Genomic DNA, 23,630 nt, shown 5'->3' with positions numbered 1-23,630 from the left:
GGCAGACTTGTCACGTCGTTCTGCGGGACGACGGTCCGCCGTGGTGTAACGGCAGCACGACAGCCTTTGGAGCTGTTAGGCCCAGGTTCGAATCCTGGCGGCGGAGCATGACAGACAACGCGCTCGCCGTCATCGTGCTCGCCGCCGGTCAGGGCACCCGCATGAAGTCGAAGCTGCCCAAGGTGCTGCACCGCATCGGCGGGCGACCGCTCATCGGACACGTGCTCGACATCGCGCGCGACCTCGGCCCCGCCCAGGTGCTGGTCGTGGTGCGCCACGAGCGCGACCAGGTCGCCGACGCCGTCGCCGGCATCGGCCCCGACGTGCACATCGTCGACCAGGACGATGTGCCCGGCACCGGCCGTGCCGTGCAGGTGGCGCTGGACGGGCTGCCCGGCTTCACCGGCGATGTGCTCGTGCTGTCGGCGGACGTGCCGCTGATCGAAGCCGAGACGCTGGCGCGCCTGGTCGAGGTGCACCGCGCCTCCCATGCCGCCGCCACCCTGCTGACGGCGGTCCTCGACGACGCGACGGGCTACGGCCGCGTCATCCGCGACTCCACCGGCGCGGTCGCCCGGATCGTGGAGCAGAAGGATGCCAGCGAGGCCGAGGCCGCCGTCACCGAGATCAACGCCGGCGTCTACGTGTTCCGCGCCGATGCGCTGCGCGCGCAGATCGCGCGGGTGGGCGTCGACAACGCGCAGGGCGAGATGTACCTCACCGACGTCATCGGGCTGCTGCGCGCCGACGACGCGCCGGTCGCCGCCCTCACCGCCCCTGACGCCGCGACCGCGCTCGGGGTGAATGACCGGGTGCAGCTGTCGGAGGCGGCGCGTCTGCTCAACGCACGTGTCGTGCGCCGGTGGCAGCTGGAGGGCGCGACGATCCTCGACCCCGCCACCACCTGGATCGACGTCACCGCCTCGCTCGCGCCCGACGTCACCGTGCTCCCGGGTTCGCACATCCTGCGCACCACCACCGTGGCATCCGGCGCCGTCGTCGGCCCCGACACCAGCCTGGTCGACTGCGAGGTGGGGGAGGATGCCACCGTCACCCGCAGCGACGCCACGCTCGCCGTCATCGGCGCCGGCGCCACCGTCGGCCCCTTCGCCTATCTGCGCCCCGGAACGTACCTCGGCGACCGCGGCAAGATCGGCACGTTCGTCGAGACGAAGAACTCCACCATCGGCGAGGGCAGCAAGGTGCCCCACCTCTCGTACATCGGCGACACCACGATCGGCACAGGGGTCAATCTCGGCGCCGGGGCGATCACCGCGAACTATGACGACATCGCCAAGCACCGCACCGAGATCGGCGATGAGGTGCACACCGGTTCGCACAACGTGTTCGTCGCGCCGGTTAGGATCGGAGATGGCGCGAAAACCGGTGCGGGTGCGGTCATCCGCAAGGATGTGCCTGCCGGTGCACTGGCACTCAGCGTCGCCCCCCAGCGCAACGTCGAAGGGTGGGTCGAGACGAATCGACCGGGTACGAAGGCGGCGGATCTCGCCGCCCGAGCCCGGTCTGCACAGAAAGCGGACGATGGCTCGCAAGAACAAGACGGTTGATCTCGACAGGGCGAAGGACATCGCGCCCGGGCTCGTCGCCAAGACGAAGAAGCGCCTGGTCGTGGCCTCCGGGCGATCGCACCTCGCGCTCGCGAACGCGGTCGTCGCTCAGATCGGCACGGAGCTCGTGCCCACCGAGTACCGCACGTTCGCGTCGGGTGAGATCCTCACCCGCTTCGAGGTGTCGATCCGCGGCTGCGACGTGTTCCTCATCCAGTCGTTCGGCCCGCCGGTCAACGAGTGGCTGATGGAGCTGCTGATCATGCTGGATGCCGCCAAGCGCGCGTCGGCCAAGCGCATCACCGTCGTGGCCCCCTACTTCCCCTACTCCCGCCAGGACAAGAAGGGGCGCGGCCGCGAGCCGATCTCGGCCCGCCTGGTGGCGGACCTGCTCAAGACCGCCGGCGCCGACCGCGTGATGAGCGTCGACCTCCACGCTGCGCAGATCCAGGGATTCTTCGACGGCCCGGTCGACCACCTCTTCGCCAAGCCGGTGCTGCTGGAGTACTTCCGCCGCACGCTTTCGCCCGAGGACCGCGATGCGCTCACCGTCGTCTCTCCCGACACCGGGCGCGTGCGCGTGGCCGACACCTGGTCGGACAGCCTCGGGGCGCCGCTGGCCATCATCCACAAGCGCCGCGACCCGAACGTCGCCAACCAGGTGACCGTCAACGAGATCGTCGGCGACGTCTCCGGGCGGGTCTGCCTGCTCGTGGACGACATGATCGACACCGGTGGCACCATCGTGAAGGCTGCGGAGGCGCTGAAGAAGAACGGCGCCCAGCGGGTCATCGTCGCGGCGACGCACGCGATCTTCTCCGACCCCGCGACGGAACGGCTGCAGAGCCCGGCCATCGATGAGGTCGTCGTCACCGATACCGTCCCGATCCCCGACGAGAAGCGCTTCGCCACGCTCACGGTGCTGCCCATCGCACCCCTGCTGGCCCGCGGTATCCAGGAGGTCTTCGAAGACGGATCGGTCACCAGCATGTTCGACGGAGCTGCGTAGGCTCGATGGGCGCGCCGGAGGCGGTTCCGACGGACTTCGAGGTCGACCATCCGTTCGCCCTCGAGGTGGACGAGGTGGAACGCGCCCTCGCCACCCGTCGGGAGGGCCTGAGTTCGGCGCAGGCGGATGAGCGCATCGCCGAGGTCGGCCGAAACGAGCTGCCCGAGCCGCCTCGGCGTCCCGCGATCCTGCGGTTCCTGGCGCATTTCAACGACACCCTGATCTACATCCTGCTCGCCGCCGCGGTCATCAAGGCCGTCATGGGCGACTGGCTGGACTTCTGGGTGATCATGGCCGTCGCGATCATCAACGCCATCATCGGGTTCGTCCAGGAGGGCCGCGCCGAGAAGGCCCTCGCCGGCATCCGCGGCATGCTCTCGAACGACGCCAGCGTGCGCCGCGACGGCCGGTGGACGACGATCGAGGCGGCCGACCTGGTGCCGGGCGACGTCGTGCGACTCGCGCCCGGTGACAAGGTGCCCGCCGACCTGCGGCTCTTCCAGGCGACGCAGCTGCGCATCGACGAGGCGGCGCTGACCGGCGAGTCGGTGCCGGCGTCCAAGGGCATCGAGCCCGTCGCCGCCGGTGCGGGCGTGGGGGACCGCCGATCGATGGCGTTCTCGGGCACCATTGTGTCGGCGGGGCAGGGCCGCGGCATCGTCACCGCCACCGGCGGGCGCACCGAGATCGGCACGATCCAGGCGCTGGTGGGCGAGGCCGGATCGATCACGACACCGCTGACGAAGCAGCTCGACTCGTTCGGGCGCGTGCTGACGATCGTCATCCTCGGCATGGCCGCCGTCATGCTGCTCATCGGCCGGTACCTGCACGGGATGCCACTGGACGCGCTCATCTCTGCGGCGATCGGCTTCGCCGTGGCGGCGATCCCCGAGGGGCTGCCGGCGCTGGTGACCATCACCCTCGCGATCGGCGTGCAGCAGATGGCCCGCCGCTCGGCGATCACCCGCAAGCTCCCCGCCGTCGAGACCCTCGGCGCCGTCACCACCATCTGCAGCGACAAGACCGGCACCCTCACCAAGAACGAGATGACCGTGCGGCGCATGGTCACCGCCCGCGCGGCCTACGCGACGACGGGTCTGGGCTACGACCCCTCCGGCGAGATCGTGCCGGCCGACCCCGAGCGCGGCCTGAGTCCCGCCGAGCAGCGGCGTGACCTCGCACCGCTGCTGGCGGTGGCCACCCTCTGCAACGACGCCCACCTCGCCGAACGCGAGGGCGGCGGTGACGGCCCCCGGTACGCCCTCGTCGGCGAGCCCACCGAGGGCGCGCTGAAGGTCGTGGCGCTGAAGGGCGGCGTGAGCACGCGGGGCACCCGCCGCGTCGCCGTGGTGCCCTTCGACTCGGCCTACAAGTTCATGGGGACCCTGATCGAGTCCGCCGACGGGGCGAGGGCGGTGCTCGTCAAGGGCGCCCCCGACCGACTGCTCGAGCGCTCCCGCACGCAGCGGGGCGCGGACGGTGCCGAACCGCTCGACATCCCCTTCTGGGAGGCGGCGATCGACGACCTCAGCTCTCAGGGGCTGCGGGTGCTGGCGGCCGCGCGTCGGCCCGCGGGCGAGGGCGACGAGCTCTCGGCCGATGACCTCGAGGACCTGGAGTTCCTCGGGCTCTGGGGCATCCTGGACCCGCCTCGCCCCGAGGCGATCGAGGCCATCGCCGACTGCCACGCCGCCGGCATCCGCGTGAAGATGATCACGGGCGATCACGCCGGCACGGCACTGGCCATCAGCCGCGAGATGGGACTGGTCTCGGGCGACGACGTGACGGTGCTCACCGGCGGCGAGCTCGAGGCGATGAGCCAGGATCAGCTCGCCCGCGTCGTGCGTGACGTCGACGTGTACGCCCGCACCAGCCCCGAGCACAAGATCCGCATCGTGCGGGCGCTGCAGTCGCACGGCGAGGTGGTCGCCATGACCGGCGACGGCGTCAACGACGCCCCTGCCCTGACGCGCGCCGACGTCGGCATCGCGATGGGCATCAAGGGCACCGAGGCCACGAAGGAAGCCGCCGAGATCGTCCTGGCCGACGACAACTTCGCCACGATCCGCAGCGCGGTGCGCGAGGGGCGGCGCATCTACGACAACCTCCGCAAGTCGGTGGTCTTCCTCCTGCCCACCAACGGCGCGCAGTCGCTCGTCATCCTGGTGGCCGTGGTCTTCGGCCTCGCGCTGCCGCTGACGCCGGTGCAGGTGCTGTGGGTGAACATGGTCACCGGGATCACCCTGTCGCTCGCCTTGGCGTACGAGCCCGCGGAGCGGGGCATCATGACCCGTCCGCCACGGGCACCGGGCGGATCGCTCATCAATCGTGGCGAGCTGGGCTTCGTGCTGCTGGTCTCGGTGCTCATCGGCGGGGCGACCCTCGGCCTCTTCTACAGCGTCGTCGGCACCGGTGTCGACCTCGGCTACGCGCGCACCGAGGCGGTGCTCATGCTGGTGCTCGGGCAGCTCGCCTACCTGTTCAACTGCCGTTTCCTCACGCGCTCCAGCCTCACCGGCGACGTGCTGCGGGCGAACCCGGTGGTCTGGGGATCGGCGGGGGTGCTGCTGCTGCTCCAGCTCGTCTACACCTACGTCCCGTTCATGAACGACCTGTTCGGCTCCCGCCCGCTGGCGGCATCCTCGTGGGTGCTGCCTGTCGTGCTGTCGCTGGCCGTCTTCCTCGCCGTCGAGGGTCTGAAGACGCTGCGGCGCCGCATCCTCGCCGTCGACGCATAGCCCCCACCCAGCGTCGCTCCCGGTGCCGACGGCTACCGTGGACGACCCACGCCCCCACCGAGAGGACTTCCCGATGCGCCCCTCCTCCCGCACGCCTCGTGCCGCCGCGCTGGCAGGAGCGGCCGGCATCCTGCTGCTGTCCGGCTGCGGCGCCGGTGCCGACACCGCCGCCGCGCCCGACGCGGACTACGCCGACGGCAGGTACGAGGCCACCGGCTCCTACGCCACACCGGAGTCGGTGGAGCAGATCGACGTCACCGTCGAACTCGCCGACGGCATCGTCACCGACGTGCAGGTGGTGGGCGACCCGACCAGGCCCGAATCGGCGCGGTACCAGTCGCAGTTCATCGGCGGCATCGCCGACGAAGTCGTGGGAAAGCCCCTCGACGAGATCTCCGTCACCCGGGTGGCGGGGTCGTCGCTGACCAGCGGCGGGTTCGCCGAGGCCCTCGAGGCCATCAAGGCCGACGCCGCGAAGTGACCGGCGCACCGGTGTCCTGGCGTTTCGAGGCCATCGGCACGCGCTGGGAGATCGTCACGGAAGCGGCGCTGCCCCCTGCCGCGCGTGCCCTCGTCGCCGAGACGGTCGACCGCTTCGACCGTGCGTGGTCGCGCTTCCGCTCCGACTCCCTCGTGTCGCGCCTGGCTGCAGGGGGATCCGTCCCGCCGCCCGACGACGCCGGCGACATGCTGGGGGTCTTCGCCGAGCTGACGGGGGCGACCGGAGGGGCCGTCTCGCCGCTCGTGGGCGACGCCCTGGCCGCGCGCGGGTACGACGCCGACTACAGCCTGGTCGATCGCGGGGCCCTCCCCTCGCGCGAGGACTGGCGCACCCGGCTGCGATGGGATGCCGAGAGACTGCAGCTCGACGGACCCGCGACGATCGACGTGGGAGCCCTGGGCAAGGGTCGCCTCGTCGACCTCGTCGGCGCGTGCCTGGCACCGTGGACGGGTGATGGCGCGCTCGTCGTCGATGCCGGGGGCGACGTCCTGGTGCGGGGGACCACCGAGCGCATCGGCCTGGAGCATCCGTACGACCCGACGCGCGCGATCGGGGTGTGGGAGATGACGGATGCCGCGCTCTGCGCCTCCGCCGTCACCCGGCGGGCCTGGGGCGAGGGGCTGCACCACGTGCTCGACGCCCGCACCGGCGAGCCGGTGCGGGCGGTGGCGGCGACCTGGGCGGTCGCCGCCACCGCAATGCGCGCGGACGCCGCCGCGACGGCGCTGTTCTTCGCCGGCGGCGCCGAGCTGGCGGCCCGCTGGGGGGTGTCGTGGGTGCGCATGCGCACCGACGGCACCGTCGACTGGTCGCCGGGCTGTACGGCCGAGGTCTTCCGCTCGGCGCGCTAGCGTTGATGTCATGACAGCCGTGCCCTCCCTCCCCGCCGCCGCGACGCCCGGGGCGGCCTGATGGGCGGGCTCACCGCCCTGTGGGGGCGTGTCTTCGCCGTGCTCGGCAAGGCGTCGACCTACCGGCTCGTGCTCGTCGCATTGGGGGCCCTCGCCGTCATCGCGTTCGTGCTGTCGTTCTTCGGCGTCCTCGTTCCGTCGCCCGGAGAGCTGGTCGCCACGCTGCTGGTGCTCGCGGCCGCCTGCAGCATCGTCGACGCCGGCGCGCAGCGGCTGCTGAAGCTGCCGTGGCGTGTGGAATCCTCGCTCATCACGGCCCACATCCTGCTGTTCGTGCTGCGGCCGTCACTCGAGGTCGGCGCGCTCCTCGGCATCGCCGCGGCCGGCGCGATCGCTTCGCTGTCGAAGTACCTGCTGGCCTGGCGCGGGCGCCACATCTTCAACCCCGCCGCCGTCGGCGCGGCCGTCGTCACCATCGCCGGTTTCAGCACCTCGGCGTGGTGGGTCGGCTCGCCCTTCCTCGCCCTGCCGGTGCTGCTGCTGGGGTGCACGGTGCTGCTGCGCGCCGAGAAGCTGCGCGTCGTCGCGGTGTTCTGGGTCATCGCCGTCGGAGTCGCCGTCGTGCGCACCTCGGTGCAGTACCAGCAGGCGGGCGTGCAGGTCGCCGGCGGCGACCTGCTCTGGCAGATCGTCACGGCCTCGCCCTTCCTGTTCCTCGGCGCCTTCATGCTGTCCGAGCCCCTCACCATGCCGCCACGGCGCTGGCAGCAGTTCACCGTCGCCGCCGTCGTCGGCGTGCTGGCCGGCTGGCCGATCGACGTGGGCGTCGTGAGCCTCGGCCAGGAGCGGGCGCTGCTGATCGGCAACCTCGTCGCCTTCTTCTTCACCTGGCGCGCAGCGGTGAGTCTGACGCTCACGGCGCGGACCGACCTCACGCCCACGGCACGGCAGCTGACCTTCCGCACCCGTCGCCGGCTGGCGTTCGTGCCGGGGCAGTTCCTCGAGCTCGAGGTGCCGCACCGTCACCCCGACGCACGCGGCACGCGGCGTGAGTTCAGCATCGTCTCCTCGCCCGAGGAGCTGCCGGAGCTGCGCATCGCCTTCCGCGAGGGCGGCGGCCCGCAGTCGAGCTACAAGAAGGCCCTCGCCGCGGTCACCCCCGGCGACCCGCTCGCCGTCACCGGCGTCTGGGGCGACTTCGTGCTCCCGCGGCGCACCACGAGCCCGGTGCTCATGGTCGCGGCCGGCATCGGCGTCACCCCGTTCGTGTCGCAGCTGACCCACATGCGGCTGGCGGACGAGCAGCGCGACATCGTGCTCGTCTACGTCGCATCGGAGGCAGCGGAGCTGGCCTTCCGCGACGAGATCGCCGCCTCCGGGGTGCCGGTGGTGGTCTTCACCCGCGATCGCCCGGCCGATCTGCCCATGCACTGGCGCTGGGCGCGCGGCGTGCGGCTGGACGCCGACGGGCTGCTGAAGGTGGTGCCCGACATCGCCGCACGGCACGCCTACATCTCCGGCCCCGCGGGACTCATCGCCGACCTGGCGCCGGCGCTCGAACGCGCCCGCTCGATCACGACGGACGCGTTCTCGGGGTACTGACCCTCAGCCCTGCTCCTCGGCGCCGGGCTCGGGGGAGTCCGGGCCGCCGCCGGCCGCCGACGCGGTCCCCGCGACGGGCAGACGCACCTCGAACACCGTGTCACCGGGTCGGCTCCGCACCGTCAGCTCGCCGTGATGGGCCTGCACGATGGCGCGGGCGATCGCGAGCCCCAGGCCGGTGCCGCCGGTGCGGCGGGCGCGCGAGCGGTCGCCGCGGGCGAAGCGCTCGAACAGCTCGTCGGCCACCCGCGGGTCGACGCCGGGACCGTCGTCGTGCACCCGCAGCACCGCGCTGTCGCCTTCGCGCGCCACCGAGGTCGTCACCGTGGTGCCGGCGGGGGTGTGCACGCGGGCGTTGGCGAGCAGATTCGCCGCCACCTGGTGCAGGCGCCCGGCATCGCCGGCGATGACGATCGGCTCGGCATCCACCTCCAGTCGCCAGGAGTGGTCCGGGCCCGCGACGCGCGCGTCGCCGACGGCTTCGACCGCGAGCCGGGTGAGGTCGACGGAGCCGAACACGAGCTCCTGCCCCTCATCGAGTCGGGCCAGCAGCAGCAGATCCTCCACCAGAGCGGTCATGCGCAGCGACTGCGCCTGGATGCGCTCAAGGGCCTGCTCGGTGTTCGCCGCGGTCTCGGGCGCGGTGGGCGCCTGGTGCAGGGCGCGCAGCGACAGCTCGGAGTAGCCCCGGATGGATGCCAGGGGCGTGCGCAGCTCGTGACTGGCGTCGGCGACGAATGCGCGCATGCGCCGCTCGTTGCGCTCGCGCGCCATGAGCGAGGTGCCCACATGGTCCAGCAGCATGTTCAGCGCCGCCCCCACCTGGCCGATCTCGGTGCGCTCGTCGGCCTGGTCCGCCGGCACGCGCTCGGAGATCGACACCTCACCCTCCGACAGCGGCTTCATCGCCACCCGCGTGGCGGTCTCGGCGACGGCGCGCAGCGGCCGCAGCGACGAGCGGATGATGAGCGCGATCGCCGCGGACAGCAGCAGCAGGCCGCCCGCGGTGAGCAGCGTCACCGTCGTCAGGATCTGCGCGATCGTGGCGGTGACGTCGGTGGTGGGAAGCCCGACGACGGCGTACAGGCCCGACCCGTCGCTGCGCATGAGCACGCGGTACTCGCCGAGTCCCGGGAGGGTGACGGTGCCGTCCCGCTGGTCTTCGAAGGCTGTGGCGATGCGGTCGATCTCCGCGTCGTCGAGGGTGACGATGCTCTCGTCGTCGGCCACGTACGCGCCGGTGACGTCGACGAGGGTCTGCAGCACGAGAAGGGTTCCCGGCTGCTGGCGGCCGACGGAGAGCGCCTCGGCGGCGGTGCCGGTGGTGGTGATGCGCACCCGGTCGGCGGCTTCGCGCACCTGACCGTCGAGATTCTGCTGGATGATCGTGCCGAGGATGGTGCCGGTGGCCAGGCCGATGCTGACGAGGATCAGCGCGACCAGCGACACGACCGCGGTGATGAGCCGGGTCTGCAGGCTCCAGCGGCGCACCCGTGGCGCATCCCCGGATGCGGAGGTCTCGGTCACTGCGGGGCTTTGATCATGTAGCCGACCCCGCGCACCGTGTGGATCAGCGGTTCGCGGCCCTGGTCGATCTTCTTGCGCAGGTACGAGATGTACAGTTCCACGACGCTGGAGCGTCCGCCGAAGTCGTAGTTCCACACCCGGTCGAGGATCTGCGCCTTCGACACCACGCGGCGCTGATTGCGCATGAGGTAGCGCAGCAGCTCGAACTCGGTGGCGGTCAGCTCGATCTGCTCGCCGCCGCGTTCGACCTCGTGCGAGTCCTCGTTGAGCGTCAGATCGCCCACGCGCAGGATCGGCTCGCTGCCGGCGACCGCAGCGGTCCCGGCGCGGCGCATCAGGGCGCGCAGGCGTGCGACCACCTCTTCGAGGCTGAAGGGCTTGGTGACGTAGTCGTCGCCGCCGGCGGTGAGGCCGGCGACCCGGTCGCCGACGGCATCCTTGGCCGTGAGGAACAGCACCGGCACGTCATTGCCGGAGTGGCGCAGCCGCTGCAGCACCGACATGCCGTCGAGGTCGGGCATCATGATGTCGAGCACCATCGCGTCGGGCGCGAAGTCGCCTGCCGCCTGCAGGGCCTCGTACCCGGAGGCCGCGGTGCGCACCTGCCACCCCTCCATCCGAAGGGCCATCGACAGCAGGTCGGTGAGCATCTGCTCGTCATCGACCACCAGCACGCGCACAGGGGAGCCATCGGGGCGTCGGAGTTCCGGCTGGGGGGCGCTCGCGGTCATGCCCTCATTGTGTACCTCCCTGGAGAGGATTCCTATGGAGCGCGCTATGCGCCCGCTGTGAGATCACCGGCGCCGGGAGAGCGACGAGCGCGGCGCGACACCCGCGCGATGGCCGCCACGGCGCCGGCGCCCACGGCGGCGCCGAGGGTGTTGGCGATCAGGTCCCGCACGTCGGGGTAGCGGGCGGGCAGCGCGATCGCCTGGGTGAGTTCGATCGCAGCGCTCAGCGCCAGTCCGACGCCGGTGGCCAACCACCACCGGCGGGGGCCGGTCCACAGCACCCACAGCGCCCCGACAGGGGTGAACAGGGCGACGTTCGCCGTGAACTCCAGCACGGGATAGGTCAGCCAGGCCGTCACGGGCAGTGTGGCGAAGGTTTCGGACAGCGCCTTCAGGGTGCCGCCGGCGCCCTCCGGCTGCGGGCCGAGCGTCAGCGATGCCAGCCAGGCGAGGTAGGCCGCCGAAGCCGCCCCGAGCACGATCAGCCCGGGGCGGCTCCGAACGGGGATGAGGGCGGGCGTCAGTGGGTGTCCTCGGCCTCGATCTCCGTGCGGTCGCCCGACCACAGCGTGTGGAAGGTGCCGGGCTTGTCGATGCGCTTGTAGGTGTGGGCGCCGAAGAAGTCGCGCTGGCCCTGGATCAGGGCAGCGGGCAGCCGCTCGGCGCGCAGCCCGTCGTAGTAGGCCAGCGACGAAGAGAACGCCGGGGCGGGGATGCCGGCGGTCGCGGCGGTCGCCACGATGCCGCGCCACGCGTCCTGCGCACGACCGAGCGCCTCGACGAAGTAGGGCGCCGTGAGCAGCACGGGAAGGTCAGGGGCTGCGGCGTACGCGTCGCTGATGCGGTTGAGGAACTGCGCGCGGATGATGCAGCCGCCGCGCCAGATCTTCGCGATCGCGCCGAGATCGATCGCCCAGTCGTACTCTGCGGCCCCGGCCCGGATCTCGTCGAACCCCTGGCTGTAGGCGACGATCTTCGACGCGTACAGCGCCAGGCGCACGTTCTCGATGAACGCGTCGGGGTCATCGACGGTGAGGGTCTCGGAGGCGCCGGGGAGCTCGCGCGACACCTGACGCTGCTCGGGGTGGCTCGACAGCGACCGGGCGAACACCGCCTCGGCGATCCCGGACACGGGGGTGCCGAGATTCAGGGCCGTCTGCACGGTCCAGGCCCCGGTGCCCTTGGCGCCGGCCTGGTCGAGGATGACGTCGACGAGCGGCCGGCCGGTCTCGGCATCCACCTGGCGCAGCACCTCGGCGGTGATCTCGATGAGGTAGGACTCCAGCTCGCCGCGGTTCCACTCGGCGAAGACGTCGGCGATCTCGGCGGGGGACTTGCCGGTGCCCCGGCGGATGAGGTCGTAGGCCTCGGCGATCAGCTGCATGTCGGCGTACTCGATGCCGTTGTGCACCATCTTGACGAAGTGGCCCGCGCCGTCGTGCCCGACGTGCGTCACGCACGGCTCGCCCTCGGCGACGGCGGCGATCGAGCGCAGGATCGGCCCGAGGGTGACCCACGACTCGTCGGAGCCGCCGGGCATGATCGAGGGCCCTGTCAGCGCACCCTCCTCGCCGCCCGAGATGCCGGCGCCGACGAAGTTGATGCCCGTCTCACGCACCGCCTTCTCGCGGCGGATCGTGTCGGTGAACAGGGCGTTTCCGCCGTCGACGATGATGTCGCCGGGCTCGAACACCTTGGTGAGCGCGTCGATGACGGCGTCGGTGGGGCCTCCGGCCTTGACCATGATGATGGCGGTGCGCGGTCGCTGCAGCGACGCGGCGAACTCGTCGTACGAGAAGGTGGGGACGAACCCGGCTTCGGGGTGCTCGGCGACCAGCTCGTCGGTCTTGGACCGCGACCGGTTGTAGACCGCGACGGTGTTCCCCTCGCGCGAGGCGAGGTTGCGGGCGAGGTTCGAGCCCATCACCGCCAGGCCCACGACCCCGATGTTGGCGCGCGGGGCGGCCGCGGAGTCCGGGCCCTCCGGGGTCGCCGCGGGGCGGGGCACGTCCTGCGGCGAGGGCGCGCCCTCGTGCACCTCGGCGGAGCCGGGGGTGTCGTCGCGATCGTCCGAGGTGGTGGTCTGGGCCTTGTCGTTCATGCTTCTCCTCGTGCCTGCCGGCCTGCGGTGCGCCGTGGTGCTGGCCGCACCCGGGGCGGGTTCTAGCGTAGTGCGGCAGCCGCGTCGGATCGGGGTGCCCCCGCAAGTGTGACGAGCCGGCGGGTCCGACGGGTCACCTCGGCCCAATCGCCGGCGCCGACGGCCGCCTCCGGCAGCATCCATGACATCCCCACGGCCGGGACCGCGGGGATGGCGAAGTAGTCCGCGAGGTCGTCGGGCCCGATGCCGCCGGTGGGGACCAGGGTGACCTCCCCGAAGGGCGCCGCCAGCGCGCGCAGGGCCGCAGCACCGCCGGACGCTGCGGCCGGGAAGAACTTCACCGTCGTGATGCCGAGTTCGAGGGCCGCCTGGATCTCGGTGGCCGTCACCGCCCCGGGGAGCACCGGGACCCCCCGCAGACGGCAGCGCTCGACGACGGCGCGGCTCGTGCCGGGGGAGACGATGAAGCGGGCGCCGGCGTCGACGGCGGCATCCACCTGATCGGGTCGCACGACCGTGCCCGCACCGACGAGCACGTCGCCGCGCGCGGCGACGGCCGCGATGGCATCGGCCGCCGCGGCCGTGCGGAAGGTGATCTCGGCGACCGGCACGCCGCCGTCGGCGAGCGCGCCGGCGATCGCGACGGCCTGGCCGCTGGAGTCGGCCGTGACCACGGGGACGATCCGATGCGGGCGCAGCAGTGCGAGGACCTGATTCATCATCCGCTTCCGTCGGGCGCGATCGTCGCGCGAGGACGGAAAGATCATATCATTGGGGGGTGTCCGCGATCCGCGTGCGCCGCCCCGCCCGACGATGGACGTCCCCATGTTGATCCTCGCCCTCGAATGCAGCACCACGTCCGCCAAGACGATGCTGTTCGACGCCGATGCGGGTCTGGTGGAGGTGCAGGAGCGACGGCTGACGGTGCCCGGCGGCGACAGCGCGGTGCGCGACGGCGACGACATCGTCGCGCAGGTGCTCGACCTCGGTCGCGACGCGGCGGCCGGCCGGCCCGTCGACCTCATCGCCCTCAGCGGCACCTGGCACGGGCTCACGCTGCGCACCCCCGAACTCGAGGCCGTGACACCCGTTCTCGAGTGGCCGTACACCGGCGCGCGGGAGCTCACGGCCCGCCTGCGGCGCGACGACGACTTCGCCCGCTGGTTCCACGGGCGCACCGGATGCCTCGTGAACGCGTCCTACCCCGCCTTCAAGCTGCGCCACCTGCGCGACGCGGGTCAGGACCTCAGCGGACTCGTGGCCATGGACCAGCCCACTGTGCTGTTCGCGCGGCTGACCGGCGAGATCTCCACCAACGCGTCGCTGGCATCGGGCACGGGGCTGCTGGGGGTCGCCACCGGCGAGTGGGATGCCGAGGTGGTCGATCGCCTCGGACTCGGCGACGTCGAGCTGCCCGCCGTGCGCGCCGCGACGGCGACGGCGCCGCTGACTCCCCACGCCGCGGCGCGTCTGGGACTGCGCGCCGGCATCCCGGTGCTCACGCCCGGCCCCGACGGCGGCCTCAGCCAGGTGGGGGATCTGGCCACCGAGCCCGGGGACATGACGTTCTCGATGGGAACGAGCGGGGCGCTGCGCATGGCGACGCGGCATCCGGCGCTCTCGCCCACCCTCAGCACGTGGGCATACCGTTCCCCGCTCGGGCCGCTCAGCGGCGCCGCCACGTCCGGCTGCGGCAACTGCGTCGACTGGGCGCGCGACCGTCTGTTCGGCGCGGACGTCCCGTACCGCGAGCTGGAGCCGCTGCTGTCGGCGGAGCGCACCGACCTGCCGGTGTTCCTGCCGTTCCTGTTCGGGGAGCGCAGCCCCGGGTGGCAGGACGGGCGCCGCGGCGGACTGCTCGACCTGCAGCCGCACCACACCCGCGCCGACATGTACCAGGGCGTGCTGGAGGGCATCGTCTACTCGCTGTACCACTGCTACACCGAGCTGACGCCGCTGACGGGCGCGCCCCGGCGCATCGTGCTGTCGGGTGGCGTGCTGTCGTCGCCGATGTGGACGCAGCTGACGGTGGACGTCTTCGGCGTCGCGATGGAGCTCTCGCCGCGCCGGCACAGCTCACTGGTCGGCGCCGTGCGCATGGGGCTGCGGGCGTCGGGCCTGAGCGGGCGCCATGCCGCCTTCGACGACGTCGCGCCGGTGGTGGTGTCCCCGCGCACCGAGCGGCGCGCGCAGTACGACGCCGGCTTCGCGCGGTACCTGGACCGCTACGCCCGCACGGGCGCGGAGGCCTGAGCGGGCGGTCAGGAATCCGCGCCGACTTCGCCCAGCACGGTGTCGACGTAGCGCCGGGTGTGGTGCTCCGCGGCGTCGGCGTCGCCGCGGGCGATGGCCGCGGCGGTCTGCACGTGGTTGTGCAGCGCCTGCGCGTGGGGGACGCCGGGGGTCAGGCCGGCACGCGAGCGGCCCGCGATCACGGCGGCGACGGCCGGTTTGACGGCGGCCAGGAGCGGGTTTCGGCTGCTGTCGAGAAGCAGGTCGTGGAAGGCGATGTCGACGGCGAGGTACTCATCGCCGTCGCCGCGGCCCTGCGCGCCCAGCTCTTGGAGCAGGGCGGCCAGGCGCACCAGCTCCGTCCGCTCGGCGTCGGTGGCGCGGACCGCGCTCAGCCTGGCGGCGATGGGCTCCACCGCCGCGCGCAGCTCGTTGACCACCACCAGCTGCCGGTCGCGGTGCGGGCCGCGCAGCTGCCAGCCGATCAGTCGCGTGTCCAGCGCGCTCCAATCGCCGGTGGGCCGCACCGTCACGCCGATGCGGCGCCGGGACTGCAGCATGCCCATCGCCTCGAGCACGCGCACCGCCTCGCGGATCACGGTGCGCGAGACGCCGTACTCCTCTTCGAGGCCGGCGAGGGTCAGCACCGTGCCGGGGGAGACGCTTCCCGACGCGATCCGGATGCCGAGGTCGTCGACCACGGATCCGTGGGATGCCTGCGCCACGAGGGCTCCGATCGGCGTGTGCGGCCGGGGTCCGCTCAGCCCTGCTTGTAGCCCTGGCGGCCCAACGACCACAGGGCTGCGACAGCGCCCACACCCGCCGCAGCGGTCATGATGCCGATGATCCACAGCAGGACGTGCGAGATGAAGCCGTATTCCATGGGGTGTCCTCCGGGAGTGCGAGCGGGCGTCTTCATGCTACCCGCGTCGCTGGTAGACTCGGAACGAACTTCGGCGAGGGATGGGGCGCACGTGCGCCGGCATCCGTGATCGACGCGGTGATGCAGGCCTTGCGGCTTTCCTCACGCGCATGCGTTCGAGTCGAACCACAGACCCAGATCTGGGCTGAACCAGCCCGCAAGGAGATATCAACATGTCGACTGAGACCGACACCAAGGTCGTCGCCACCAAGCGCGAGAACTTCGGCAAGGGCTTCGCCCGCCGCCTGCGTGCGTCCGGCCAGGTCCCCGCCGTGATCTACGGCCACGGCACCGACCCCGTGCACGTCGCACTGCCCGGCCACCAGATGCTGCTGCTCATCCGCCGCGCCAACGCGGTGCTCGAGCTCGAGCTCGACGGCACCCAGCAGCTGACGCTGGTCAAGGACGTCCAGAAGGACCCCGTGCACCAGATCATCGAGCACATCGACCTGCTCGTGGTGAAGAAGGGCGAGAAGATCGAGGTCGACGTGCCGATCACGGTGCACGGCGAGCCCTACCCCGGCACCATCGCCAACCTCGACGCCGTCAGCATCCTGCTGCAGGTGGAGGCCACGCACATCCCGCAGTCGATCGAGATCGACGTCGAGGGCCTCGAGGAGGGCGCGCACATCACCGCCGCCGACCTGAAGCTGCCCAAGGGCGCGACGCTGGCCGCCGACCCGGAGACCCTCATCGTCGCCATCTCGGTGCCGTCTGCGACCCTCGCGGCCGAGGACGAGATCGCGGCTACCGACGAGGCCGTCGCCACGGAGCAGTCCGAAGAGGCTTCCGAGTAAGACGCTCATGATGAGGGGGTGCGGATTCCGCACCCCCTCATCGCGTTTTCCGGCGCTGGGGCAGGAGGGATGACATGGCACAGACCTGGCTGGTCGTAGGACTGGGAAACCCCGGTCCGCGGTATGAGATGACGCGGCACAACGTCGGCCAGCTCGTCGTGGACGAGCTCGCGGCGCGGCGGTCGGAGAGCTTCCGTGCCCACAAGGCGAACGCCCGTGTGGCGGAGACCTGGCTGCGTCCGGGTGCCGACAAGCTGGTGCTGGCCAAGCCCAACTCGTTCATGAACGTCTCGGGCGGCCCGGCGTCCGGTCTCGCGTCGTTCTACGGGGTTCCCCCCGAGCGCGTGGTGGTCGTCCACGACGAGCTGGACATCCCGTTCGACACGATCAAGCTGAAGATCGGCGGCGGGCACGGCGGACACAACGGCGTGCGCGACGTCGCGAAGGCGCTCGGCACCGTCGACTTCCCCCGCGTGCGGGTGGGCATCGGGCGCCCTCCGGGACGACAGGATGCCGCTGACTGGGTGCTCGACCCGTTCGCCGCGACCGAGCGCAAGACGCTGCCGATCCTGGTCTCCGACGCCGCCGACGCCGTCGAGCAGCTCATCGCCGAGGGGCTGCTCGCCGCCCAGCAGCGGCACCACGCCCCGCGCGACTGAGGTCTCGCGGCCGACGTCAGGGGCCGAGGGAGGCGGCGACGCCGAGGCTGAAGGACAGCGCAGCGGCGACACCGAAGATCACGGGCCCGACCGCGGCGACGACGACGGCGGCGATGCCCGCGCCGCGGCCGCGCCGGCGCGCGATCGCGACGATCCCCTGCACGAACCCCCAGGTGCCGAGCACCGTCCCCGACCAGAAGGCCACCTCGGTCGCCAGCACCTCGCCGCGCACGGGGGCGAGCATCGCCAGGTCGAACCCCGTCGCCATCGGTGTCGCGCCCTGCTGCAGCGCCAGCACCTCGCCGATGGGGGCGCATGACATCACCGCCACGATGCCCGCACCCACGGCCCCGACCAGCGCGAGGACGAGAGCCAGGATCCCGAGCGTGTTCGTGCCGTCGGGCGCAGGCGGCTGCATGCCGGTCCGGGGAGCGCCCGGGGCGGTGTAGGGGGCGACGAAACCCGGTGCCGGGTATGCGCCGTACGGCGCGGGTGCGCCCGGCTGCCACCCGGAGGGGCCGGAGGATGCCGGGGGCACGGGCTGCTGGTTCACGCCCCCATCCTAGGAGTGGTCGCGAGGCGCCCCCACCCGGTCCCGCCGTAGACTGGAAGGGTGACAGTTCCCGGGATCGTGCGCGCCCTCATGCAGGCCGACTCCTTCCGGGAGGCGGTGCAGTCATCGTCGGTCGACACCGACTTCTCGATGGTCGAGGGCCTCGACGCCCCGCTGCTCGCGGCCCTGGTCGAGCGCCGCCGCGAGGCGGGAAAGCCCGCCGCCCTGCTGGCCATCGCCCCCACCGGACGGCGGGCCGAGTCGCTGGGCACGGCGCTGGGCGAAATGCTGCCCCGCGCGCAGGTGCACCATTTCCCGGCGTGGGAGACGCTGCCGCACGAGCGGCTCAGCCCCAGTGCCGAGACCGTGGGGCAGCGCCTGGCCGTGCTGCGGGCGGTCGCCGCCTGGGACGGGTCCGTTCCGCTGATCGTCACGGCGTCCGTCCGCAGTGCGGTGCAGCCCATCGCCGGCGGGCTCACCGCCGTCGAGCCCGTGCACCTCGTCGCCGGAGGGCGTGGCCACGACCTGGGCGACGTCGCCCGGCGCCTGGTCGAACTCGCCTACCACCGTGTGGACATGGTGTCCCGGCGGGGCGAGTTCGCCATGCGCGGCGGCATCCTCGACGTCTTCCCGCCGGTGGCCGATCATCCCTACCGCGTCGAGTTCTTCGGCGACGAGGTCGATGAGATCCGGGCCTTCTCGGTGGCCGATCAGCGGTCGCTGCCGGGCGAGGTGAAGGAGGTCACCCTCATCCCGAGCCGCGAGCTGCTGCTCACCGACGCGGTGCGCGAGCGCGCCCGCGGTCTGGCGGGGCAGTACCCCGGGCTCGCAGGCATGCTGGAGAAGATGGCCGAGGGCATCCCCGCCGAGGGGATGGAGTCGCTGCTGCCGGTGCTCGTGGACGAGATCGTCACGATCGCCGACTACCTGCCGCGCGGCACGGCCGCGGCCCTGGTCGACCCTGAGCGCTCCGTCACCCGCGCGATGACCCTCGGTGACACCAACCGGGAGTTCCTCGAAGCGGCCTGGAGCGCGGCGACGGCCGGTGCCGACAGCCCGGTGGACCTCGGCGCGGGCGACTTCCTCACCCTCCCACAGCTGCAGCAGGCCACCCACGACCGCGACGGCGTGTGGTGGACCTTCAGCGCGTTCGACTCCGGTGCGGCGGATGCCACGGCCGAGGGCCTCATCGACGTCGACGTCGCCCTGGAGCACGCTGCGGCGGTGCGTGTCGACGCGCGCCCGGTGCCGTCCTTCCAGGGAAACGTCGACGGCGCGACCGCCCACATCGGCCGGCTGCTGTCGGAGGGCTGGCGCGTGGTCGTGGCCGCGTCGGGCGCAGGGCTGGTCGAACGCGCCCGTTCGGTGCTCGCCGAGCGTGGGTTCGCCGCGCGGGAGGTCGAGGACGTCCACGGCATTCCGGAGACGGGTGTCGCCCTGACCGTGGTCGCGACGCTCGAGCGCGGCTTCGAGGTGCCCGATGCGAAGCTCGCGGTGCTGACGGAGTCGGAGTTCTACGGGCGCACGATCGGCAGCGACGGCCGCGTCGTGAAGAAGCTCGCCTCACGCCGGCGCAACGTCGTCGACCCGCTGCAGCTGAAGGCGGGGGACTACGTCGTCCACGCCACCCACGGCATCGGCCGCTTCGTGGAGCTCATGCAGCGGGAGGTGTCCAGCGGCGGCCGCAACGCGGTGAAGACGCAGCGCGAGTACCTCGTGCTGGAGTACGCGCCCTCGAAGCGCGGGTACCCGGGCGACAAGCTCTACGTCCCCACCGACCAGCTCGACCTGCTGTCGAAGTACGTCGGGGGTGAGGCGCCCGCGCTGTCGAAGATGGGCGGCAGCGACTGGTCGCAGGCCAAGAGCAAGGCGCGCCGCGCCGTGCGGGACATCGCGGTGGACCTGGTCAAGCTCTACTCGGCGCGCATGGCCGCCAAGGGTCACGCGTTCGGCCCGGACACCCCATGGCAGCGGGAGCTGGAGGAGGCGTTCCCCTTCGCGGAGACCCCCGACCAGCTGCAGACGATCGACGAGATCAAGGCCGACATGGAGAAGCCGATCCCGATGGACAGGCTGCTGTCGGGTGATGTCGGGTTCGGCAAGACCGAGGTCGCGGTGCGCGCGGCGTTCAAGGCGATCCAGGACGGCAAGCAGGTCGCGATGCTGGTGCCGACGACGCTGCTGGTCAAGCAGCACCTCGAGACGTTCACCGAGCGCTTCGCCGGCTTCCCGGTCAAGGTGCGGGCGCTGTCGCGGTTCCAGAGCGACAAGGAGGCACGCGAGGTCGTCGCCGGCCTGCTGGACGGCACCGTCGACATGGTCATCGGCACGCACCGCATCCTGACCGAGAAGGTGATCTTCAAGGACCTGGGTCTGCTGATCATCGACGAGGAGCAGCGCTTCGGCGTCGAGCACAAGGAGCAGCTGAAGAAGCTGAAGACCAACGTCGACCTGCTGGCGATGAGCGCCACGCCCATCCCGCGCACGCTCGAGATGGCGGTCACCGGCATCCGGGAGATGTCGACCCTGCAGACCCCGCCCGAGGACCGGCACCCGATCCTGACGTACGTGGGCGCGCGCAGCGACAAGCAGATCGCCGCCGCCATCCGCCGCGAGCTGCTGCGCGAGGGCCAGGTGTTCTACGTGCACAACCGGGTGTCCTCGATCCAGCGGGTCGCCGCCCACCTCGCCGAGATCGTGCCGGAGGCGCGGGTCGCCGTCGCGCACGGGCAGATGGGCGAGCACGCGCTCGAGCAGGTCGTCGACGACTTCTGGGAGCGTCGCGCCGACGTGCTCGTCTGCACGACGATCATCGAGACGGGCCTGGACATCTCCAACGCCAACACCATCATCATCGACCGGGCCGACAAGTACGGCCTCAGCCAGCTGCATCAGCTGCGGGGTCGCGTGGGACGCGGGCGCGAGCGGGCGTACGCGTACTTCCTGTACGACGACATGAAGCCGCTGAGCGAGACCGCCGCCGACCGGCTGGAGACGATCGCCGTCAACAACGACCTGGGGTCGGGGATGCAGGTGGCGCTGAAGGACCTCGAGCTGCGCGGTGCCGGCAACCTCCTCGGCGCCGAGCAGGCGGGGCACATCGCCGGGGTCGGCTTCGACCTGTACCTGCGGATGATCGGCGAGGCCGTGGCGACGTTCCGCGGCGAGGATGTCGAGGGCCCGGCGGAACTGCGGCTCGAACTGCCCGTGCAGGCGCGCATCCCCGAGTCGTACATCGACAGCGAGCGGCTGCGGCTCGAGGCCTACCAGAAGCTCTCGGCTGCGGCATCGGCCACCGCGAAGGACGACGCGATCGACCTCGTGATCGAGGAGCTGACCGACCGCTACGGCGACCTGCCGCCCGAGACCGAAGGGCTCTTCGCGGTCGCCCGGCTGCGTCGCCGTGCCGCGCAGGCAGGGCTGACCGATGTCGTGGCGATGGGGCCGAACCTGCGGATCGCACCGGCGCATCTGCCGGATTCGCTGCGGGTGCGCCTGCAGCGGCTGTATCCCAAGGGCAAGCTGCTGGCCGGGGGCGACGCGATGGTCGTGCCGCTGCCGACCGCAGGCGGCGAGGCGCTGGCCGACCGCGACCTCATCGCCTGGGTGGGGCAGCTGATGGATCAGTTCTTCCCCGCGCCGGTGCCCGCAGCCGCTGCCGAGTGAGTGCTCCGCCCGTCGGCTGAGCGCTCACGGCGTCGCGAGGACGCGTCACGCGGCCGTGGTCAGATGACGCCCTGGGCGAGCATCGCGTGCGCGACGCGCTCGAAGCCGGCCGAGTTGGCGCCCACGACGTAGTCGCCGGGGTGGCCGTACCGCTCGGCGGCGTGGAAGGCGGCGTCGTGCACGCCCTTCATGATGGTGTGCAGCTTGCGCTCGCTGTCTTCGAAGCTCCAGCGCTGGCGCGAGGCGTTCTGGCTCATCTCCAGCGCGGAGGTCGCCACGCCACCGGCGTTCGCGGCCTTGCCCGGGCCGAAGAGCACGCCGGCCCGCTGGAACGCGGCCACGGCAGCGGGCGTCGACGGCATGTTCGCGCCTTCGGCCACCGCGCGCACGCCCCCCGCGATGAGTGCCTCGGCGTCGGTGTCGTCCAGCTCGTTCTGCGTCGCCGCGGGGATCGCGATGTCCACCGGCACCTCCCACGGCCGCTTGCCCTCGACGAAGCGGGAGCTGGGGCGACGGGCTGCGTAGGTCGAGATGCGCGCGCGGTCGATCTCCTTCACCTGGCGCAGCAGCGCGAGGTCGATGCCGGCGTCGTCGACGATGTAGCCGGAGGAGTCGGATGCCGTCACCGGCGTGGCTCCCAGCTGGTAGGCCTTGTCGATCGCGTAGAGGGCGACGTTGCCGGAGCCGGAGACGGCCACGCGCTTTCCGGTGAGCGAGTCGTTGTGCACGTGCAGCATCTCCTGCGCGAAGAAGACCGCCCCGTAGCCGGTGGCCTCGGTGCGCACTTCTGCGCCGCCCCACTGCACGCCCTTGCCGGTGAACATGCCGGACTCGTGGCGGTTGGTGACCTTGCGGTACTGGCCGAACAGGTAGCCGATCTCGCGGGCGCCCACGCCGATGTCGCCCGCGGGCACGTCGGTGTGCTCGCCCAGGTGGCGGTACAGCTCGTTCATGAACGACTGGCAGAACCGCATGATCTCGGCATCCGACCGGCCGTGCGGGTCGAAGTCACTGCCGCCCTTGGCACCGCCGATGCCCTGACCGGTCAGCGCGTTCTTGAAGATCTGCTCGAACCCGAGGAACTTGATGATCGAGAGGTTCACCGACGGGTGGAACCGCAGCCCGCCCTTGTACGGGCCGAGCACCGACGAGAACTGCACGCGGAAGCCGCGGTTGACATGCAGACGCCCGGCGTCGTCGACCCACGGCACGCGGAACATGATCTGCCGCTCCGGCTCGACGATGCGCTCCAGGATGCCGTTGTCGACGAACTGCGGATGCTGTTCGAGCACCGGGGCGATGGAGGACAGGACCTCGTGGACAGCCTGCTGGAACTCGGGCTCGTGGGGGTCGCGGGTCACGACGGCGTCGTAGACGTCGCGGACGGAGGCAGGCAGGACAGCGAGGGTTTCGGTCACGGTGGAGCTTTCTGGCCGACGGGAGAGGCAGACCGTGCGAAACGGCCCAATCAACACTACCCGCGCTTTCCCGAGGCCTCGACGAATGTGACGCCTCCGCCCTACGCTGGCGGTCGGGCGGCGACGTGGCCGTCCGGAAGGTGGGAGCACGTGCGGTTCGAGCATCTCGGGGCGGCGCCCCGTATCCATTCCGACGCGGTCGTGGCGCCGACGGCGGTCATCAGCGGCGACGTCGAGATCGGTCCGGACTGCCAGGTGCTGCACGGGGCGGTGATCACCTCCGAGGGCGGGCCGGTGCGCCTGGGGGCGCACGTGATCGTGATGGAGAACGCCCTGGTGCGTGCGACGTCGACCAACGCGGTGCGCGTCGGCGACCACACGCTGGTCGGTCCGATGGCGAGCATCTCGGGTGCCACGATCGGCGAGGAGGTGTTCCTCGCCACCGGCACGCGCGTCTTCAACGGCGCCCGAATCGGAGCGCGCAGCGAGGTGCGGATCAACGCCGTCGTGCACCTGCGCACGACGCTCCCCGAGCGCACCGTGGTGCCGATCGGGTGGGTGGCCGTCGGCAACCCGATGCAGATCCTGCCGCCGGAGCGCCACGAGGAGATCTGGGCCGCTCAGCAGGAGCTGGACTTCCCCGGCTACGTGTTCGGGCTCGACCGCGACACCCCCGACCTCATGGCGCAGCTCACCGAGCGGTACGCCCGCTCCCTCGCCCGCCACGAGCACGACCGGCGCCTGGACTGAGCGC

Annotated in this window: 20 protein-coding genes and 1 tRNA gene; 12 read left to right on the top strand and 9 right to left on the bottom strand. The window is 71.8% G+C overall.

The annotated features are described in order from the left end of the window. The first annotated feature begins 34 nt into the window (after positions 1-34). The 7 genes from NQ165_RS04175 (at position 35) to NQ165_RS04145 (ending at position 8,270) form a co-directional block, all read left to right on the top strand. A tRNA-Gln gene (locus NQ165_RS04175) sits at positions 35-106 on the top strand. A 1-nt stretch (position 107) separates the two neighbouring features. Further along, positions 108-1,568 carry a bifunctional UDP-N-acetylglucosamine diphosphorylase/glucosamine-1-phosphate N-acetyltransferase GlmU gene (gene glmU / locus NQ165_RS04170; RefSeq protein ID WP_257531564.1) on the top strand — a complete coding sequence of 487 codons (1,461 nt, stop codon included), beginning with the start codon at positions 108-110 and terminating at the stop codon, positions 1,566-1,568. Beyond that, on the top strand, positions 1,543-2,577 hold the full coding sequence (locus NQ165_RS04165; RefSeq protein WP_257531561.1) for a ribose-phosphate diphosphokinase: 1,035 nt from the start codon (positions 1,543-1,545) through the stop codon (positions 2,575-2,577). The genes glmU and NQ165_RS04165 overlap by 26 nt, the downstream gene beginning before the upstream one ends. Positions 2,578-2,582: 5 nt before the next feature. Then, positions 2,583-5,315, top strand: coding sequence for an HAD-IC family P-type ATPase (locus NQ165_RS04160; protein WP_257531559.1), 2,733 nt, complete (start codon positions 2,583-2,585; stop codon positions 5,313-5,315). Between the two features lie 73 nt (positions 5,316-5,388). Beyond that, entirely contained in the window at positions 5,389-5,796 is a 408-nt protein-coding gene (locus NQ165_RS04155) for an FMN-binding protein (protein ID WP_257531558.1), read from the top strand. After that, on the top strand, positions 5,793-6,668 hold the full coding sequence (locus NQ165_RS04150; RefSeq protein ID WP_257531556.1) for an FAD:protein FMN transferase: 876 nt from the start codon (positions 5,793-5,795) through the stop codon (positions 6,666-6,668). Before NQ165_RS04155 ends, NQ165_RS04150 begins: the two co-directional genes overlap by 4 nt. A 60-nt stretch (positions 6,669-6,728) precedes the next feature. Further along, positions 6,729-8,270: an FAD-dependent oxidoreductase gene (locus NQ165_RS04145; protein ID WP_257531554.1), complete on the top strand. Its 1,542-nt coding sequence runs from the start codon at positions 6,729-6,731 to the stop codon at positions 8,268-8,270. A 3-nt stretch (positions 8,271-8,273) separates the two neighbouring features. Here the strand turns inward: NQ165_RS04145 and NQ165_RS04140 are convergent, their stop codons facing one another. The 5 genes from NQ165_RS04140 to NQ165_RS04120 all read right to left on the bottom strand — a co-directional run bounded on the left by NQ165_RS04140 (position 8,274) and on the right by NQ165_RS04120 (position 13,348). Continuing rightward, positions 8,274-9,797: a cell wall metabolism sensor histidine kinase WalK gene (locus tag NQ165_RS04140; RefSeq protein WP_257531552.1), complete on the bottom strand. Its 1,524-nt coding sequence runs from the start codon at positions 9,795-9,797 to the stop codon at positions 8,274-8,276. Next, a complete protein-coding gene (locus NQ165_RS04135) occupies positions 9,794-10,528 on the bottom strand; it encodes a response regulator transcription factor (RefSeq protein ID WP_257531550.1) in 735 nt (244 codons plus the stop codon). Before NQ165_RS04135 ends, NQ165_RS04140 begins: the two co-directional genes overlap by 4 nt. Positions 10,529-10,572: 44 nt before the next feature. Beyond that, entirely contained in the window at positions 10,573-11,007 is a 435-nt protein-coding gene (locus NQ165_RS04130; RefSeq protein ID WP_257531548.1) for a VanZ family protein, read from the bottom strand. 41 nt (positions 11,008-11,048) lie between these two features. Next, positions 11,049-12,629: an NADP-dependent phosphogluconate dehydrogenase gene (gndA, locus tag NQ165_RS04125; protein WP_257531545.1), complete on the bottom strand. Its 1,581-nt coding sequence runs from the start codon at positions 12,627-12,629 to the stop codon at positions 11,049-11,051. Positions 12,630-12,691: 62 nt separating this feature from the next. Continuing rightward, complete coding sequence (locus NQ165_RS04120; protein WP_257531543.1) at positions 12,692-13,348, bottom strand: bifunctional 4-hydroxy-2-oxoglutarate aldolase/2-dehydro-3-deoxy-phosphogluconate aldolase; 657 nt, start codon at positions 13,346-13,348, stop codon at positions 12,692-12,694. 106 nt (positions 13,349-13,454) lie between these two features. Between NQ165_RS04120 and NQ165_RS04115 the strand changes: the two genes are divergently transcribed. Further along, positions 13,455-14,882 carry a gluconokinase gene (locus NQ165_RS04115; RefSeq protein WP_257531542.1) on the top strand — a complete coding sequence of 476 codons (1,428 nt, stop codon included), beginning with the start codon at positions 13,455-13,457 and terminating at the stop codon, positions 14,880-14,882. A gap of 8 nt (positions 14,883-14,890) precedes the next feature. On the opposite strand, the gene NQ165_RS04110 is transcribed toward NQ165_RS04115, so the two are convergent. After that, the gene (locus tag NQ165_RS04110) at positions 14,891-15,586 is read right to left on the bottom strand and encodes a FadR/GntR family transcriptional regulator (RefSeq protein WP_257531540.1); all 696 of its coding nucleotides are present in this window, start codon (positions 15,584-15,586) and stop codon (positions 14,891-14,893) included. Positions 15,587-15,621: 35 nt separating this feature from the next. Continuing rightward, positions 15,622-15,744 carry a hypothetical protein gene (locus tag NQ165_RS04105; RefSeq protein WP_257531538.1) on the bottom strand — a complete coding sequence of 41 codons (123 nt, stop codon included), beginning with the start codon at positions 15,742-15,744 and terminating at the stop codon, positions 15,622-15,624. A 212-nt stretch (positions 15,745-15,956) separates the two neighbouring features. Between NQ165_RS04105 and NQ165_RS04100 the strand changes: the two genes are divergently transcribed. Both NQ165_RS04100 and pth read left to right on the top strand, forming a co-directional pair. After that, the gene (locus NQ165_RS04100; protein ID WP_257531536.1) at positions 15,957-16,580 is read left to right on the top strand and encodes a 50S ribosomal protein L25/general stress protein Ctc; all 624 of its coding nucleotides are present in this window, start codon (positions 15,957-15,959) and stop codon (positions 16,578-16,580) included. A gap of 74 nt (positions 16,581-16,654) precedes the next feature. Further along, complete coding sequence (pth, locus tag NQ165_RS04095; protein ID WP_257531534.1) at positions 16,655-17,239, top strand: aminoacyl-tRNA hydrolase; 585 nt, start codon at positions 16,655-16,657, stop codon at positions 17,237-17,239. Between the two features lie 16 nt (positions 17,240-17,255). Here the strand turns inward: pth and NQ165_RS04090 are convergent, their stop codons facing one another. Further along, positions 17,256-17,792 (bottom strand): hypothetical protein, encoded by a 537-nt coding sequence (locus tag NQ165_RS04090; protein WP_257531532.1) that lies wholly within the window; start codon positions 17,790-17,792, stop codon positions 17,256-17,258. A 60-nt stretch (positions 17,793-17,852) separates the two neighbouring features. Between NQ165_RS04090 and mfd the strand changes: the two genes are divergently transcribed. Next, a complete protein-coding gene (gene mfd, locus NQ165_RS04085) occupies positions 17,853-21,458 on the top strand; it encodes a transcription-repair coupling factor (RefSeq protein ID WP_257531530.1) in 3,606 nt (1,201 codons plus the stop codon). Positions 21,459-21,517: 59 nt separating this feature from the next. On the opposite strand, the gene gdhA is transcribed toward mfd, so the two are convergent. Further along, a complete protein-coding gene (gene gdhA, locus NQ165_RS04080; RefSeq protein ID WP_257531773.1) occupies positions 21,518-22,855 on the bottom strand; it encodes an NADP-specific glutamate dehydrogenase in 1,338 nt (445 codons plus the stop codon). Between the two features lie 171 nt (positions 22,856-23,026). Between gdhA and NQ165_RS04075 the strand changes: the two genes are divergently transcribed. Next, entirely contained in the window at positions 23,027-23,626 is a 600-nt protein-coding gene (locus NQ165_RS04075) for a gamma carbonic anhydrase family protein (protein ID WP_257531528.1), read from the top strand. Positions 23,627-23,630 lie beyond the last annotated feature (4 nt).

This window comes from Microbacterium sp. zg.Y1084 (genome assembly GCF_024623595.1).
Lineage (GTDB): Bacteria > Actinomycetota > Actinomycetes > Actinomycetales > Microbacteriaceae > Microbacterium > Microbacterium wangruii.
This window is presented reverse-complemented; position numbering and strand designations above follow the sequence as displayed.